This is a genomic window from Herminiimonas contaminans (genome assembly GCF_015645465.1).
Lineage (GTDB): Bacteria > Pseudomonadota > Gammaproteobacteria > Burkholderiales > Burkholderiaceae_D > Oxalicibacterium > Oxalicibacterium contaminans.
Genome location: NZ_JADOEL010000013.1, coordinates 17,695 through 33,520 on the forward strand (window position 1 = coordinate 17,695; position 15,826 = coordinate 33,520).

At 57.2% G+C, this 15,826-nt stretch carries 14 protein-coding genes; 12 read left to right on the forward strand and 2 right to left on the reverse strand.

The window, feature by feature from the left end; genetic code table 11:
- Window positions 1–339: 339 nt before the first annotated feature.
- The 9 genes from cydD to tadA all read left to right on the forward strand — a co-directional run bounded on the left by cydD (window position 340) and on the right by tadA (window position 10,347).
- Window positions 340–2,016, forward strand: a complete 1,677-nt coding sequence (cydD, locus tag IXC47_RS14500; RefSeq protein ID WP_230089576.1) for a thiol reductant ABC exporter subunit CydD — start codon at window positions 340–342, stop codon at window positions 2,014–2,016.
- A complete protein-coding gene (locus tag IXC47_RS14505) occupies window positions 2,013–3,719 on the forward strand; it encodes an amino acid ABC transporter ATP-binding/permease protein (protein WP_195876083.1) in 1,707 nt (568 codons plus the stop codon). Before cydD ends, IXC47_RS14505 begins: the two co-directional genes overlap by 4 nt.
- Before the next feature lie 57 nt (window positions 3,720–3,776).
- The gene (locus IXC47_RS14510) at window positions 3,777–5,381 is read left to right on the forward strand and encodes a cytochrome ubiquinol oxidase subunit I (RefSeq protein ID WP_195876084.1); all 1,605 of its coding nucleotides are present in this window, start codon (window positions 3,777–3,779) and stop codon (window positions 5,379–5,381) included.
- On the forward strand, window positions 5,378–6,532 hold the full coding sequence (gene cydB, locus IXC47_RS14515; RefSeq protein ID WP_195876085.1) for a cytochrome d ubiquinol oxidase subunit II: 1,155 nt from the start codon (window positions 5,378–5,380) through the stop codon (window positions 6,530–6,532). Before IXC47_RS14510 ends, cydB begins: the two co-directional genes overlap by 4 nt.
- A 72-nt stretch (window positions 6,533–6,604) precedes the next feature.
- Window positions 6,605–6,730, forward strand: a complete 126-nt coding sequence (gene cydX, locus IXC47_RS14520) for a cytochrome bd-I oxidase subunit CydX (protein ID WP_012079865.1) — start codon at window positions 6,605–6,607, stop codon at window positions 6,728–6,730.
- 202 nt (window positions 6,731–6,932) lie between these two features.
- Window positions 6,933–8,564, forward strand: coding sequence for a Na+/H+ antiporter (locus IXC47_RS14525; protein WP_195876086.1), 1,632 nt, complete (start codon window positions 6,933–6,935; stop codon window positions 8,562–8,564).
- A 203-nt stretch (window positions 8,565–8,767) separates the two neighbouring features.
- A complete protein-coding gene (gene queE / locus IXC47_RS14530; RefSeq protein WP_195876087.1) occupies window positions 8,768–9,403 on the forward strand; it encodes a 7-carboxy-7-deazaguanine synthase in 636 nt (211 codons plus the stop codon).
- Window positions 9,404–9,409: 6 nt separating this feature from the next.
- A complete protein-coding gene (gene queD / locus IXC47_RS14535) occupies window positions 9,410–9,859 on the forward strand; it encodes a 6-carboxytetrahydropterin synthase QueD (protein ID WP_175625744.1) in 450 nt (149 codons plus the stop codon).
- Window positions 9,860–9,867: 8 nt separating this feature from the next.
- Entirely contained in the window at window positions 9,868–10,347 is a 480-nt protein-coding gene (gene tadA / locus IXC47_RS14540) for a tRNA adenosine(34) deaminase TadA (protein WP_195876088.1), read from the forward strand.
- Here the strand turns inward: tadA and IXC47_RS14545 are convergent.
- Both IXC47_RS14545 and IXC47_RS14550 read right to left on the reverse strand, forming a co-directional pair.
- Complete coding sequence (locus tag IXC47_RS14545; RefSeq protein WP_195876151.1) at window positions 10,325–11,137, reverse strand: YggS family pyridoxal phosphate-dependent enzyme; 813 nt, start codon at window positions 11,135–11,137, stop codon at window positions 10,325–10,327. The two genes, tadA and IXC47_RS14545, sit on opposite strands and share 23 nt — an antisense overlap.
- Window positions 11,137–12,378, reverse strand: a complete 1,242-nt coding sequence (locus IXC47_RS14550) for a benzoate/H(+) symporter BenE family transporter (protein WP_195876089.1) — start codon at window positions 12,376–12,378, stop codon at window positions 11,137–11,139. The genes IXC47_RS14545 and IXC47_RS14550 overlap by 1 nt, the downstream gene beginning before the upstream one ends.
- Before the next feature lie 98 nt (window positions 12,379–12,476).
- Here IXC47_RS14550 and pdxR point away from each other — a divergent pair, with 98 nt between their 5' ends.
- The 3 genes from pdxR to IXC47_RS14565 all read left to right on the forward strand — a co-directional run bounded on the left by pdxR (window position 12,477) and on the right by IXC47_RS14565 (window position 15,826).
- Window positions 12,477–13,985, forward strand: coding sequence for a MocR-like pyridoxine biosynthesis transcription factor PdxR (gene pdxR / locus IXC47_RS14555; protein ID WP_195876090.1), 1,509 nt, complete (start codon window positions 12,477–12,479; stop codon window positions 13,983–13,985).
- 87 nt (window positions 13,986–14,072) lie between these two features.
- Window positions 14,073–14,873: an esterase/lipase family protein gene (locus IXC47_RS14560; RefSeq protein WP_195876152.1), complete on the forward strand. Its 801-nt coding sequence runs from the start codon at window positions 14,073–14,075 to the stop codon at window positions 14,871–14,873.
- Window positions 14,874–14,884: 11 nt separating this feature from the next.
- Complete coding sequence (locus IXC47_RS14565) at window positions 14,885–15,826, forward strand: alpha/beta fold hydrolase (RefSeq protein ID WP_230089578.1); 942 nt, start codon at window positions 14,885–14,887, stop codon at window positions 15,824–15,826.

The following is a 15,826-nucleotide window of genomic DNA, read 5'->3' on the forward strand; positions in this document are numbered from 1 at the left end:
GCGTGCGACGCTAAACAAAACGTGAAGATGAAAAACATCGCTTCCTGTCGGAGGCGATGTTTTTTTTATGTCTCTCATTCCTGAAATGAATATGTGGTAAAGCACATAAATTTGATGTGGCGCAAATGTTGAAATTTTTGGCGCGCCATAATGCTTGCCATGTTGTGACGCCGTCAACGGCTGTGCATGACGCAGAACTGATATGGCTAAACCATCCCCATCTGATCCTGTTTATGCAGGAAGGCCGGGCGTATGCTGTGTTCCACCCCATCGAATACGATGTAACGAAAGAAGTAGTGTCACACAAGAGTGTGGCAATGCGTAATAATGCAAAGCACTATGCATACCAAACCAGCCGCTTTCCAGCGATTGCGATCCGGTACAGGATTCGAGGTCGGAAGTTTGCTGCAAGTCTTTGCATCCTTGCTGTGGTTGCCACAAGCCGGTCTGTTGGCCTATGCACTGCAGCGATTGATGGATGGTGCTGGTATTGCCGCTGTCTATCTTCCCGCCGCCCTGATTTTTATCCTTGGTTTAATCCGTTCTGTTTGTGATGCCGTAGGTGTGCGTCGCATATTCAAAACCGCACGTGCTGAACTGTCCCTCATGCGCGAGCAAGTCGCTGCATCACTCGCGGCACGCTCACCACTGGATGCCGCCAGGCCTGCATCCGGCCTGGCTGCCAGTGTGATGGCAGAGCAGGCGGAAGCTGTCATCCCTTATCTCACCCGTTATCGTCCGGCCCGCTTGCGCACTATGATCGTGCCGCTCGCCATCCTCATCGTCGTGACTCCTTTGTCCTGGATCGCGGCACTGGTTCTGCTGGTCGCGGCACCGCTGATTCCTGTTTTCATGGCACTGGTCGGCTGGCGCGCCAAAGCGGCGAGCGAAGCGCAGATGGTGGAGATGGGTGGCATGAATGCCTTCTTGCTGGATCGCCTGCGCGGCCTGGCGACCTTGCGCACATTGGGTGCGATCGAAGCGACCGCCTTGCGTTTGCATGCGTCAGCACAGGCGTTGCGCATGCGGACGATGGCCGTGCTGCGCATTGCCTTCCTGTCGTCAGCGGTGCTCGAATTGTTTGCCGCACTCGGTGTTGCCATGGTGGCGGTGTACATCGGATTCCATTTGCTCGGACAGCTCGAATATGGTGCCTGGGGTACACGCCTGACCCTGGGGCAAGGGGTGTTCATCCTCTTGTTGTCACCCGCTTTCTTTGAACCTTTGCGTGAGTTGTCTGCGGTCTGGCATGACCGTGCAGCAGGTGAAGCTGCGCTGGATGCTCTCGACAATTTAACTGCAGACGGTTTGCTATTGCCGGATGCAGCAACAGCTTCAAATACTGCAGCAGCGACAGCGCGAGCTGCGCCGACAGTCCTTATTCAGCAACTGTCCTTTGCACATCAGGGCAGCAGTACATCTGTGTTTGATCGCTTGGATTTGCAGATTGCTGCCGGGGAGCGCGTTGCCATCATGGCCGCCAGTGGTGGCGGTAAATCCAGTTTGCTGGCGCTGATCGCTGGTCTGTTACCGCTAGCACACGGAAGCATCACTATTGATGATGTGCCTTTGTCGGCAAGCAGTGTGCGTGGCCTGCGCAAGCGCATGGCATGGATAGGGCAGAAGCCACACATCTTTGCTGGTTCGGTGCATGCCAACGTGGCATTGCGTCGGGATGGTGTAAGCGCAACTGATGTTGCTGCTGCGTTGAAGTTTGCGGAGCTTGAAGGTGTTGCACAGGCACGTCCCGGTATCGCACTGGGCGAGGGTGGTGGCGGTTTGTCCGGTGGCGAAGCAGTGCGCCTGGCACTGGCGCGTGCAGCAGCGGATGCACATGCGGATTTATTGCTGGTCGATGAACCAACTGCGCATCTGGATCAGGCAACGGCACAACAGGTGACGGAAGCTTTGCTGCAACTCGCGCAGGGTAAAACCATGATCGTGGCGACGCATGATCCGGTACTGGCAGCGCGCATGGATCGCGTGATCCTGCTGCAGGCTGAGGAGCAAGCATGACGATCTGGCGTGATCTCGCTCCGGTGCTGCGTTTGTTTGCTGACGCCTGTCGCAATAAATTGCTATTGGGTGCGCTGCTGGCAGCGACCACCGTATTGTCCGGCATGGCTTTGCTGGGTTTGTCGGGCTGGTTTATTACAGCGACTGCGATCGCTGGTTTGAATACGACACTGGCATTTACCTTTGATGTTTTCATGCCATCGGCTGGTATACGTCTGTTGGCACTCGGGCGCACTGCAGCACGCTATGGCGAGCGACTGGTGACGCATGATGCGACGCTGGAAGTGCTGGCGAGTTTGCGCGTGCGTCTGTTTCGCGCCTGGGCCAGGCCGCAGGCAGCGCGTCGTTTGCTGGCGCGACCAGCGCAGTTGTTGTTTCGCCTGACAGGCGATATCGATGCACTGGATTCCTTGTACCTGCGCGTACTGGTGCCGCTCGCGTCCGCATTGTGTGCGGCGCTCGCGCTCGGCGTGGCGCTGGGCTTGTTGCAATGGTGGCTGGGCCTGGCACTTGCAGCGTGGCTGATTGTCACTGGTTTGTCGATTGCACTGCGGGTGGCGCAGAGGGCGAAGCCGGATGCACGTCGTCGCAGCTACGCACTGGAAGCCTTGCGCGCACGCAGCATCGATCTGGTTGCAGGGCAGACCGAATTAATCATGGCCGGGCAACTGGATGCGCAGAAGCAGGCATTGGCCATCGCCGATCAGCACCTGGCACGCGCGGATGATGCCTTGAACCGACTTGAGGCGCAGGCTGGTATGGCTTACAGCATAGTCGGCACCATCACGCTGACCGCCACCTTGCTGCTGACGGCAGCGCTGGTCAGTAAGGGTGTGCTGAATGTGCCGCTGGCGGCGCTGGCCTTGTTACTGGTGCTGACCGCGACCGAGCCTTTTTCGGCGCTACGACGTGGTGCACTGGAGCTGGGGCGTACCGTATTGGCAGCGCGCCGCCTGGGTGCACGCATACAGGCTGCCGACGAAAAAACTGCTGTTGCGCCGCAGCCGCCTGCTGGCCTGGTACTGCAGTTGACGAATGTCAGCGCCCATCCTGCTGGTGCAGACGCCGATGCCCAAGAGGCCAATATCCTGAAGAATATTTCGCTGGCATTGTCAGCTCATGAGCGGGTGGCGCTGATCGGTGCCAGCGGTGCCGGTAAATCCACTTTGCTGGCCCTGATCGCTGGCGAACTGTCGGCACGCTCCGGCAACGTTTGCGTCGCCCCACATAGCTTGTTGACGCAGCGCACCGAATTATTCCAGGACAGCTTGCGCGACAACTTGCGCGTGGCAGCTCCGGATGCAGACGATGCGCGGCTGTGGAAGGTGCTGCACAGCGCCGGGCTGGCCGACGATGTTGTAAATATGCCAAACGGGCTGGATACGCGCCTGGGCGAGGGTGGCCTCGGCTTGTCTGGTGGCCAGTTGCGTCGCCTGGCGCTGGCGCGCCTGTTACTGAGAGATGTATCGCTGTGGCTGCTGGACGAGCCTACCGAAGGGCTGGATCAGGCCACGGCGCACGATGTTTTACTAGGTCTGGATACGCAAGCCGCAGGGCGCGCTTTCCTTTTGGCAACCCATGTCCGGCGTGAAGCTGAGCTCGCGGACCGCTTGGTTTGTTTGCAACATGGGCGTATTGTTGCCGAAGTGAAGCGTAGCGATGCAGATTTTGTAGGTGTGTTGAACAGTTTGCGGCCGGATTAAACACGGTGAGTAAACAGTTGAATACGACGAAGAATTCAAGTCATTAAAGGGAGCTACATGGAACTCGATATTGTTTCTTTATCACGGCTACAGTTCGCCGCCACGGCGCTGTATCACTTTCTCTTCGTGCCCCTTACCCTGGGGCTGTCCATCCTGCTGGCTATCATGGAGACGGTCTATGTCATGACCGGCCGCGTCATCTGGCGCGACATGACCAAATTCTGGGGCACGCTGTTCGGGATTAACTTTGCGATGGGTGTTGCCACCGGTATCGTGATGGAGTTCCAGTTCGGCATGAACTGGAGCTACTACAGCCACTACGTCGGCGATATCTTCGGTGCACCGCTGGCGATTGAAGGTTTGATGGCCTTCTTCATGGAAGCTACCTTTGTTGGTCTGTTCTTCTTCGGCTGGGACAAGCTATCCAAGGTCGGACATCTGATCACGACCTGGGCGGTTGCCATCGGTTCCAACTTCTCTGCATTATGGATTCTGATTGCGAATGGCTGGATGCAAAATCCGGTCGGTGCCGTCTTCAATCCCGACACCATGCGTATGGAAGTCAGCGACTTCTTCGCAGTGCTGACCAATCCGGTGGCACAGGCCAAGTTTGTGCACACCGTATCGGCTGGCTATGTCGCAGCGTCGATTTTTGTGCTCGGTATCTCGGCCTGGTATGTGTTGAAGGGACGTCACCTCGATATCGCCAAACGTTCGATGACGGTTGCTGCTTCATTCGGCCTGGCTGCATCGCTGTCGGTCGTGGTGCTGGGCGACGAGAGCGGTTATCTGTCGACTGAACATCAAAAGATGAAACTGGCTGCGATCGAGGGCATGTGGGAGACACAGGATGCACCGGCGTCTTTCACCCTGATTGGATTCCCGGATCAGGAAGCGCGTGAAAATCATTACGCGATTCATATTCCATTCATCATGGGCCTGATCGGTACCCGTTCGCTGGATACCACTATCCCCGGCATCATTGAATTGGTCGAGCGCGCCGAAGGTCGTATTTCGAACGGCCTGAAAGCCTACGACGCCTTGCAACAGATACGCGCACAGGGCGGGACAAAAAACATCTCGCATGAGCTGCGTGCGCAGTTCGAAGACAACGGCGGCGATCTTGGTTATGCCTTGCTGCTGCGGCGCTATGTCGACGATCCGCTGAAGGCGACGCCGGAGCAGATCGAGAAGGCGGCCTGGGATACGGTGCCGCATGTGTGGCCGCTGTTCTGGAGCTTCCGCATCATGGTGGCGATCGGCATGTTTATGATCGCGCTGACCGCAACTTTCTTCGTGTTGTCGGCACGTCGTCAGCTGGATCGTCATCGCTGGTTGCTGAAGGTCGCTGTATGGGCGATACCGCTACCGTGGATTGCGATTGAAGCAGGCTGGCTGGTTGCAGAGTTTGGCAGGCAGCCGTGGGTGATTGAAGGCGTATTGCCGACCGCAGTAGCGGTATCCAATCTGGGTATCAAAACGCTGCTGATCACGCTCGCCGGTTTCGTCGCGATATACACGGTGTTGCTGATCATCGAGTTGAAACTGCTGTTCAAGATCATCCGCAAGGGGCCCGTAGATGAGCATGTGCCTGATGAAGGCGTCAATATTGTTCGCGCCAATCCGCCATCCGCACCAACTTCTGTCGTGGAGCCATCATGATTTTGCATACACTTATCGACTATGACATTTTGCGTCTGATCTGGTGGGTCCTGATCGGGGTACTGCTGGTCGGCTTTGCCGTGACTGACGGCTTTGATCTGGGCAGCGGTATTTTGCTGCCTTTCGTTGGACAAACCGATCTGGAGCGACGCGTCGTCATCAATAGCGTGGGACCAGTGTGGGAAGGCAATCAAGTCTGGCTGATCCTGGGTGGCGGTGCGATTTTCGCTGCCTGGCCGCAGCTATATGCGGTCGCTTTCTCCGGCTTTTATCTGGCGATGTTTGCCATCCTGACCGGGCTGATCCTGCGTCCGGTTGCGTTCAAGTTCCGCAGCAAGCGCGAAGATCCGTCATGGCGTGCCCGCTGGGACTGGGTCTTGTTCTTCAGTGGCTTTGTGCCGACGCTGATCTTTGGTGTAGCACTCGGCAATGTGCTGCAGGGCGTGCCGTTCCGGCTTGAACCCAGCATGCATATTTTTTATGACGGCAGCTTCTTTGGTTTGCTGAATCCGTTTGCCGTGCTGTGCGGGCTGGTCTCTATCGCGATGCTGGTCATGCATGGTGCTGCATGGTTGCAACTGAAAACAGACGGCGCAGTAGCAGGGCGTGCTCGTAACTATGGCAGCGCAGCAGCACTCGCTACCATCCTGTTCTATGCAGTGGCTGGCTTGCTGTTGTGGAAGTACATCAATGGTTATCGCATCACTAGCGAGATCGATCCGTTCGGACCATCGAATCCATTGCTGAAAACCGTCGAAGGTCATGCCGGTGCCTGGTTCGCCAATTACGCCGCGCATCCGTGGACGATGGCGGCACCAGCCGCTGGCTTTACCGGTGCGCTGGGTGCTTTCTTTGGCTTGCGTTTCCGTCGTGAAATCTTTGCCTTGTTGTGCAGCAGCCTGAGCATCAGCGGCATCATCCTCAGCGTAGGCGCTTCGATGTTCCCGTTCATCCTGCCTTCATCGATCGATCCGCGCGCCAGCCTGACGGTATGGGATTCATCATCCAGCCATCTGACGCTGTTCATCATGCTGGTGGTAACCGCAGTCTTTATCCCGCTGATCGTCGCTTACACCACCTGGGTGTATCACGTGCTGTGGGGCAAGGTGGATGAAAAAGAGATACGCGAGGAAACCGGACACGCTTATTAAAGCGCGGGCATTTCATCGTTGCTGCCACCTGCGGGTGGCAGCACAGACGAATTAACGATAAGGAAAAATATTATGTGGTATTTCTCATGGATGCTGGGCTTGCCGCTGGCGGCCGCTTTCGCAGTATTGAATGCGATGTGGTACGAACTGATGGACGATGAGGCGATTCGTAAAGAGAAGCTGAACAAGCCGTCCTGATTTGCAGTACACGAATGGACATGAATTACGCGCTTATCACGCGGCAATTGATGTCCATTTCCGCCAGACGGCGTAAAATCGATACCCTCGCGTATCCGTTCAGATCGGTCTTCGTCCGACACGGATAGGCGCTCATACTCAGGCGTTGCATGATATGCGGCAGCGCTTTAGCTGATTTGGCTATTCTTGAAACCAGGGTTAGATGCACACCGTCACGATCATCCTCATTTTGCTTCTTGCCGTGGTGGCGAGCGCCTTCGTAGCCCGCCTGCTGCCGATTAAAGTCCCATTGCCGCTGGTCCAGATTGCCACCGGCATCGTGTTGTCCTACGGTTTTGGCATCAGCGTGCCGCTGGATCCGGAATTCTTTTTCCTGTTCTTCATTCCGCCATTGCTCTTCCTCGATGGCTGGCGCATCCCCAAAAGTGCGTTCTTCCGTGACGCGCGTCCTATCGTGACGCTGGCGATCGGCCTGGTGCTGTTCACGGTCGTTGGCATGGGTTACTTCATCCACTGGATGATACCGGCGATACCGCTGGCTGCCGCGTTTGCCCTGGCCGCCATCCTGTCGCCGACCGATCCGGTTGCTGTCTCTGCGATCGCATCGCAGAGTCCTATCCCTTCGCGCCTGATGCATATCCTGGAAGGCGAGTCGCTGCTGAATGATGCGTCCGGCCTGGTGTGTTTCCGCTTTGCGGTGGCGGCGGTGATTACCGGTAGCTTTTCCTTGCTCGATGCTTCGCTGGAATTCCTGCAGGCGGCTGGCGGTGGTTTGCTGGTTGGTATTGCTGTGGCCTGGCTGATTGGTATCCTGAATCGCTGGCTGGTGGCGGCCGTGGGCGAAGATCCGGGCACACAAATCCTGATCAGCTTGCTGGTGCCGTTCGCCGCTTATCTGGGTGCCGAGCATATCGGCAGTTCCGGCATCCTGGCCGCTGCTGCCGCCGGTATCACCATGCACTATGCCGATCTGGTCGGGCGTCGCCTCGCGGCTACCCGCATGCAGCGGCGTGCGGTGTGGGACACCATACAAATGGCCTTGAACGGCGTGATCTTTGTGATTCTGGGTGCGCAGCTGCGCGCGACGGTTGAAGGCTTGCCGGGGATCGCGATAGAAATGGGTTTGAGCACTGCATGGTGGCTGGCTTTCTATGTGCTGGCGATTACCGTGGTATTGGCGGTGCTGCGCTTCCTGTGGGTCTGGGGCTCGCTGAAATTTACCGTGTTCAAAGGCAAGCGCAATGAAGACGAAGAAATCGTCAAACCGCCGTTCAAACTGTTGCTGGTGACGGCATTTGCCGGGGTACGCGGGGCGATTACGCTGGCCGGTATTTTGACTTTGCCTTTTCTGTTGCCGAACGGCGCGGAATTCCCGGCGCGCGATTTGCTGATTTTCCTGGCCAAGGGTGTGATCCTGCTGTCCCTGCTAACGGCCAGTATCGCCTTGCCTTTGCTGACCAGTGACCTTGAATTTTCACCAGAACCGCTGGTGGGGGCGGCCGAAGGACAGGCGCGGGCAGCGGCAGCAGAGGCGGCGATACGCCGTATCGAGCAATTGACGCAAACCATGAGCGCGAATGATGCCTATTCGGAGGCAGCAGCACGCATTACTGAGCTGTATCAGCGCCGTCTCGATTACGGCAATGAGGGCGACGAAGCAGCGCGTTTTCAGGCGCAAGCAGAAGCGGAGCGTAGTCTGCGGCTGGAAGCGATACGGGCGGAACGGGATGAATTGTTCCAGATGTGGCTGAATGACAAGCTGGACGATTCGGTGCATCAGCACCTGTTGCGCGAACTGGACCTGATCGAGGGTGCATTATCACGCGCGGACTAAGTCCGGTATTTGTCTGGCATAAGGCGTGAAAAGGTCGGCTGGTCTATAATAGCGGCCTTCGACCATGCCATTAAAACCACATCTGACAGCCAATTGAGCTGTCCGGATAGTCCGGTTCAGCCATCGTGACGGTGGCAGCAAGTCCTTCATTTTCGCGAACTATGCTGGCTTCTGCCGCATATTTAATTACATCGGCACACACAGTGACTTACAGCGTAAAAGAGATTTTTTATACACTACAGGGCGAGGGCGCGCACGCCGGACGGCCTGCGGTGTTTTGCCGCTTTTCCGGTTGTAATCTGTGGACCGGACGTGAAAGCGACCGCGCGACTGCGGTGTGCCAGTTCTGCGATACCGACTTTGTCGGCACCGATGGTGAAGGTGGTGGCAAGTTTGCCAACGGCGCCACGCTGGCAAACACGATCAACGCCTTGTGGCCGGAGTCGTATGCGGCGAGCAAGTATGTCGTCTTTACCGGTGGCGAGCCTTTGTTGCAGCTGGATACCGAGCTGATCGATGCCATGCATGCAGTCGGCTTCGAGATTGCCATCGAAACCAATGGCACCTTGCCGGTGCCGACAGGTGTCGACTGGATCTGCGTCAGCCCAAAAATGGGTTCGCAACTGGTGGTGCGCAAAGGCAGTGAATTGAAGGTCGTGATCCCGCAGGCAGAGCAATCGCTGGCGGCCTATGAAGGACTGGATTTCGAGCACTTCTTTGTGCAACCGATGGATGGCCCGCTGGCCGAACAAAATACCAAGCTCGCGATTGATGTCTGCAAACGCAATCCGAAATGGAAGCTGAGTTTGCAGACCCATAAACTTTTACAGATACCGTAAGCCCTTATGTTGACTATTACACGCAAGCTGGAATTCGATGCCGGTCACCGCATTCCCGATCACAAAAGCCAGTGCCGCAATCTGCACGGCCACCGCTATACGCTGGAAATCACGCTGCTGGGCGAGGTGATCGATGTCGAGGGTAGCTCCGATAACGGCATGATCATGGACTTTTCCGATATCAAGGCGCTGGCGAAAGAGCATCTGGTCGATGTCTGGGATCACGCTTTCCTGGTGTATGAAAAAGATGCCAAGGTGCGGGAGTTCCTCGAAAGCATACCGGGTCACAAGACCGTCATCATTGACCGTATTCCTACCGTGGAAAACCTGGCACAGACCGCCTTCAACATCTTGAACGCGGCGTACAAGGATCGCTACGGTACCGGCTTGCGCCTGCATAAACTGGTGTTGCACGAAACACCAAACTGCTGGGCTGAAATCACGGCTGAAGGCTGATCCCGACCATGCAAGACGCACTCTACATGCAACAGGCGCTGGAACAGGCGCGCCATGCATGGGCGCTGGGTGAAGTTCCGGTCGGTGCTGTGGTGGTCAAGGATGGCGTTGTCATCGCAACCGGCTATAACCAGCCTATCGGCAAGCACGATCCGACTGCGCATGCAGAGATCATGGCCTTGCGTGCGGCAGCTACTGTCCTTGGTAACTACCGTTTGCCGGGGTGCGAACTCTACGTCACGCTGGAACCTTGCGTGATGTGTTCCGGTGCGATGATGCATGCGCGCCTGGCACGGGTAGTGTTTGGTGCGCCGGATCCCAAGACCGGTGCCTGCGGTTCCGTCCTCAACCTGTTTGAACAAAACCAGCTCAACCATCACACGCAGATCACTGGCGGCGTACTAGCCGAAGAATGCAGCAGCTTGCTGAAAGAATTCTTTGCCGAACGCCGCAAGGCAGCCAAATCTATTCCTGCCGAGTCAGACTGACTTCTCCCGGCCAGTAGTAACTATCCGGCATAGGCCGCGCGCCAAAGATAGCCTGGCCGACACGTACCACCGTAGCGCCTTCCTCGATCGCAATCTCGTAATCACCAGACATACCCATGGATAGTTCATCCAGACTGATGCCTACGGGTACGCTTTGTCGCAGTTGCTCGCGCAGCGTACGTAGCAGGATGAAGCACTGACGTACCCGTTCTGCTTCACTGGAGAACAGTGCCAGTGTCATCAGGCCGCGTACGCGCAATGCGCTGTAGTTTGGCAATGCCTGCAGAAAGGCAGCGACGTCGGCCGGAGCCAGGCCGTATTTGCTGGCTTCACCGGAAGTGTTGACCTGTACGAACACGTCCAGTGAGCGGCCTTCGATTTGCAGGCGTCTATCCAATGCCTCCGCCAGCCGCAAGCTATCCAGTGCCTGGAACTCGGTAGCGAAGCGCGCGACCAGTTTGGCCTTATTGGTCTGCAGATGGCCTATCACTGACCAGTGCAGGTCTGTCAGGTCCTGCATCGCTTCCCATTTGTGATGCGCTTCCTGCACCTTGTTCTCGCCCAATGTGCGGCAACCGGCAGCGTAGGCCAGGCGCAGGCTGGCTTCCGGCTTGGTCTTGCTGACGGGGAGGAGACGTACTTCGGCAGGATCACGTCCGACACGACGGCAGGCCTCCGCTATACGCTGCTGCACCGCCGTCAGCTTGTGTGCAAAATCTTCTACCGTGGTGGCTTCCGGATAGCGTCCGTGCTGGTCGTGATTTGTGAGTGTGTCGACTGAACCGGACATCATTTGCTCCTCTTGTTGACAGATGTAGCAGTGAAAGCGGAACTGTATATTTTTTGCGGCATGCGGCCATTCAATATCGCATACGCGAGCAGCCCGATGACCAGTCCCCAGAACGCACCGCCTATGCCGAGCAGGTTGATGTTGGCCGCGGCAGCGAGGAAGGTGATCAGCGCAGCTTCACGCGTTTGGGCATCGGCCATCGCGCTGGCGAGGCTGCTGCCTATGGTGCCGAGCAGCGCGAGTCCCGCCAGTGTGGTGATGAAGCTGGCTGGAAAGGCCATGAAGACCGCGGCCAGCGTCAGACCGAATACACCGACCAGGATGTAGCACACACCAGCAGCAATGCCCGCGATCCAGCGCCGCGACGGATCTTCATGCGCTTCGCGACCGGTACAGATGGCGGCGGTAATCGCGGCAATGTTGAATGCATGGGAGCCAAACGGTGCCATCAGCAATGAACCGAGACCGGTCATGGTCACAATGGGATTGGCACTGGTGCGGTAGCCATCGTTGCGCAGTACCAGCATGCCCGGCATGTATTGGCCAGTCAGCGTGATCAGAAACAGTGGCAATGCCACGCTCAATAAGGCATTGAGCGAGAACATCGGCATCGTGAAAACCGGTGCTGCCAGCTTCAGGCTCAGGTCTGACAAATCAACACGATCCTGCAGCAGCAGGAAGGCCAGTCCCAGCAGCAGGATGGCGACGACTGCATAGCGCGCAGCACAGCGTTTGAACAGCAGATAAGCCACGATCAGCAAGCCAGTCAGCAGCGGGTCCACGCTCATACCGCCGAACGCGCCTATGCCGAATTGCAGCAGGATGCCAGCCAGCAGCCCGGCCGCTACGCCGGGAGGGATCAGGCGGATGACGCGCTCGAACCAGCCAGACAGTCCCAGCAACACGAATGCTGCGGCAGAAATCATGTATGCACCTACCGCTTCAGCATAGGGAGTGGTTGCCAGTGCGGTGACCAGAAATGCGGCCGCCGGGGTAGACCAGGCAGTGATGATGGGTTCGCGCGACATCCAGCTGAGGATGAGTCCGGTTACGCCCACACCTATCGAAATCGACCATACCCAGGACGCTGTCAGTTCCGGACTGAGGTTGGCCGCCTTCGCTGCCTGAAACACCAGGATGAAGGTGCCGCCGTAATTGACGATGACGGATATCAGTCCGGCGACGATAGGGTGGCTGAGATCGTTCCAGCTGAAGGATGAGCGGGTAGGGATGGATGACATGTCTGCTTACTGATTTCGGAGAGTGTATGAAGGACCGTAGTTATAGCTTTAAAATGGCCGTATATTCCCCACCATTTTTTCGATGAAATACAGACCAATTGTTTAAGCATGCACAACTTGAATCCGTCAAAACCTGGCTGATAGACCCGGCGCACGCAGGTTTGCCGCTGCATGCGCGGGTACAGCGTGCGATACGACAGCTAATCCTGGACGGCGTCCTTGATGTGGGCAGACCATTGCCTGCCACACGTGCGCTGGCGCAGTCATTGGGCGTGTCGCGGGATACGGTGGAGTCGGCTTATGGGCAGTTGCATGCAGAAGGCTTTATCGAGCGACGCGTCGGTAGTGGCAGCTATGTGTCCGAGCGCATGCAACGCTTGCCGGGGCGGGGCAGGCCACGACGCACGGTAGTCGAGCGCGGCACGACTGCGCGTCTCAGTCAGCGCGGCAAGGCGATGTTGCAGGGCGGTGGTGTGCGTGATTTTTTTACGCCGCGCCCGTTTGCCCCGGGTGTGCCGGAAACGCGCAGCTTTCCGCTCCAGACCTGGGAACGTTTGCAGCGGCAGGTCTTGAAGGAATACGGCACGCAAGCATTGCTGCACAGTCCGCCACAGGGTATGGAGCAGTTGCGGCGCGCTATCGCCGATTACGTCAATCTCGAACGCGGTGCACGCGCCACGCCCGAGCGCGTGCTGGTGCTGACCAGTTCACAGCAGGCGCTGACCTTGTGTGCGACGGTGCTGCTGGATGCGGGTGAACGCATCTTCATCGAAGACCCGGTCTACCACGGCGCGCGCAAGGCCTTTGATGCGGCCGGGCTGGAGTGTGTGCCAGTGCCGCTGGATGCGGATGGCTTACGAGTGGAGCGCATGCTGGAGCTGGCGCAGACGACAGAGGAGGCAGCGCGGGCCGTGTTCCTGACGCCTTCACATCAGTTTCCTACCGGCGCGACGCTGGCGCTGGACCGACGCCTGGCCGTCATCGAATGGGCGCGGCAACAGCAGGGCTGGATCATCGAAGACGATTACGACAGCGAATTCCATTACGCAGGCAAACCGACCGCCTGTGTGCAGGGACTGGATCCGTATGAGCGTACGATCTATATCGGCACCTTTACCAAATCCCTGTTCCCGGGTTTGCGCATAGGCTATATGGTGCTGCCGTCGCAACTGGTGGCACCTATGACCGTGGCGCGCACTTTGCTGGACGGGCATAGCGCACCGATACCGCAACTCACACTGGCGCGCTTCATTGAAGGCGGCCATTTTGGTGCCCATATCCGCACCATGCGCGCAGTCTATGCCGAGCGTCGTGATGTGCTGGTGCGTCTGGTAGGGCTGCATTTGTCTGATTTCGTGGAGGCGCGGGTACCGACAGGCGGCATGCAAATGCCCTGTGTTTTCATCCGTGACATTCCGGAGCGTGCAGCGGTAGATGCGGCGCGCAAGGCTGGTATCGACGTGCTGGGTTTGACCGAGCTACATGCATCCAAACGGCACAAGGCCGGTTTGCTAATGGGTTTTGCCGCGCATGCACCACATGAGCTGGAAATCGCTGTCAAGAAACTGGCGCAGGTGCTGCGCGCCTTGTGCCCCAGGGATAAATAGGATTTGCCAGGCTTGCCGGGGGCAAGGGTGGAACCATAGGCCTGCTCTGCAATCCTATCCTTGAACCCTAGCTGAGGAGTGCGCATGATGGAAGCAAATCGTTACACTGAAGCAAGCAATGAGGGCAATACGCTGAAACCGCCGAGTATGTTGTTGCTGGCGCTGGAGGGGCGGGCCCCGTGGGAACTGGGCGCGGCTTTGCTGGCAGCGCCTATGCTAAAGGATGTACCGGCCGGGGACGGCCACCCGGTCATGGTATTGCCGGGTTTGATGGCGGGCGATACCTTGACCTTCTTCCTGCGCAGATTCCTCGACAAATGCGGCTATCAGGCTTATGCCTGGAAGCAGGGCTTGAACCTGGGTCCGCGTGATGGCTTGCTTGAGCGCTGCATAGCCCGTACCCGGGAGTTGAGCGAGAAGCACGGACAAAAAGTCAGCCTGATAGGCTGGAGTCTCGGTGGCATCTATGCGCGTGAAATCGCCAAGGCCTTGCCGGATCATGTGCGCTGCGTGATCACACTAGGTTCGCCATTCACCGGTCATCCAACTGCGACCAATGCCTGGCGCTTGTATCAAATGGTCAGCGGCAAACCAGCGATCGATGAAGTGCAAATCGCCGAACTGAAGAAAACACCGCCCGTGCCGACTACCTCGATTTTCAGTCGTACCGATGGTATTGTGTCGTGGCAATGCTGCGTAGAGCAGGAGACCGATTTATCGGAAAATATCGAAGTGCACGGCAGTCATACCGGCATGGTTGCCAATCCGACCGTCTTGTACGCATTGGCCGACCGGCTGGCGCAGCCCGAAGGTCAATGGCAACGTTTTGATCACCGTGGTCATCAAGGTGTTAAAAAAATCATTTATCGTGATCCGCAACGCACTTAGTGCATACCTGATTGCATCAGTTTTTATTTGAAAGCGCCGCCTTGCCGACCATCCATGTAAACAATGTAGACATTGCATACGAAACCCAGGGCGACCCACGCAATCCGACCATCCTGTTGATCATGGGATTGGGCATGCAGCTCATCTCATGGCCTGCTGCGTTCTGTGATGGCCTGGAACGCCAGGGTTTTTATGTCATCCGCTTCGACAATCGCGATAGCGGCCTGTCCAGCAAACTGCATCATCTGGGCAAACCAAACACGCTGCTGGCCTTGATCAAGATGGCTTTCCACATACCGTTGAAGGCTGGTTACACGCTCGATGACATGGCGGCGGATGCGATTGCTTTGCTGCAGGCATTGGAAATTGAACGTGCGCACATCGTCGGTGCTTCTATGGGTGGCATGATTGCGCAAATCATTGCTGCCAAATATCCGGAACATACCATCAGCCTGACCTCCATCATGTCCACCAGTGGCAGACGTGGTTTGCCGGGTCCGACCAAGGCGGCACGCAAAGTTTTGTTCAGTCGTCCGCCTGCGGCCAACGATCCGCAGGGCGTGATCAATCATTTCGTGCATACCATGCAGGTGATCGGCAGCCCGGCTTATCCGGTCGCACATGAAGTCTTGCAGGAACGTATTGCCGAAAGCGTGCAGCGCAGTCTGGAACCCATCGCAACCAAGCGTCAGCTACTGGCGATAGGGGCTTCCGGTGATCGCGTAGCCTTGCTGAAAACAGTGCGCGTGCCGAGCCTGGTGATACATGGTTCCGATGATCCTTTATTGCCGGTCGCCTGCGGGCGCGAAACGGCTGAACTGATACCGAACGCAGTGATGCAGGAAATCGATGGCATGGGCCATGATTTACCGGATGGCCTGAACGATCATCTGTCACAACTGATCGCTGAACATTGCCATGCAGCGGCCAAGCTGTATGGCCCTACTGAATAA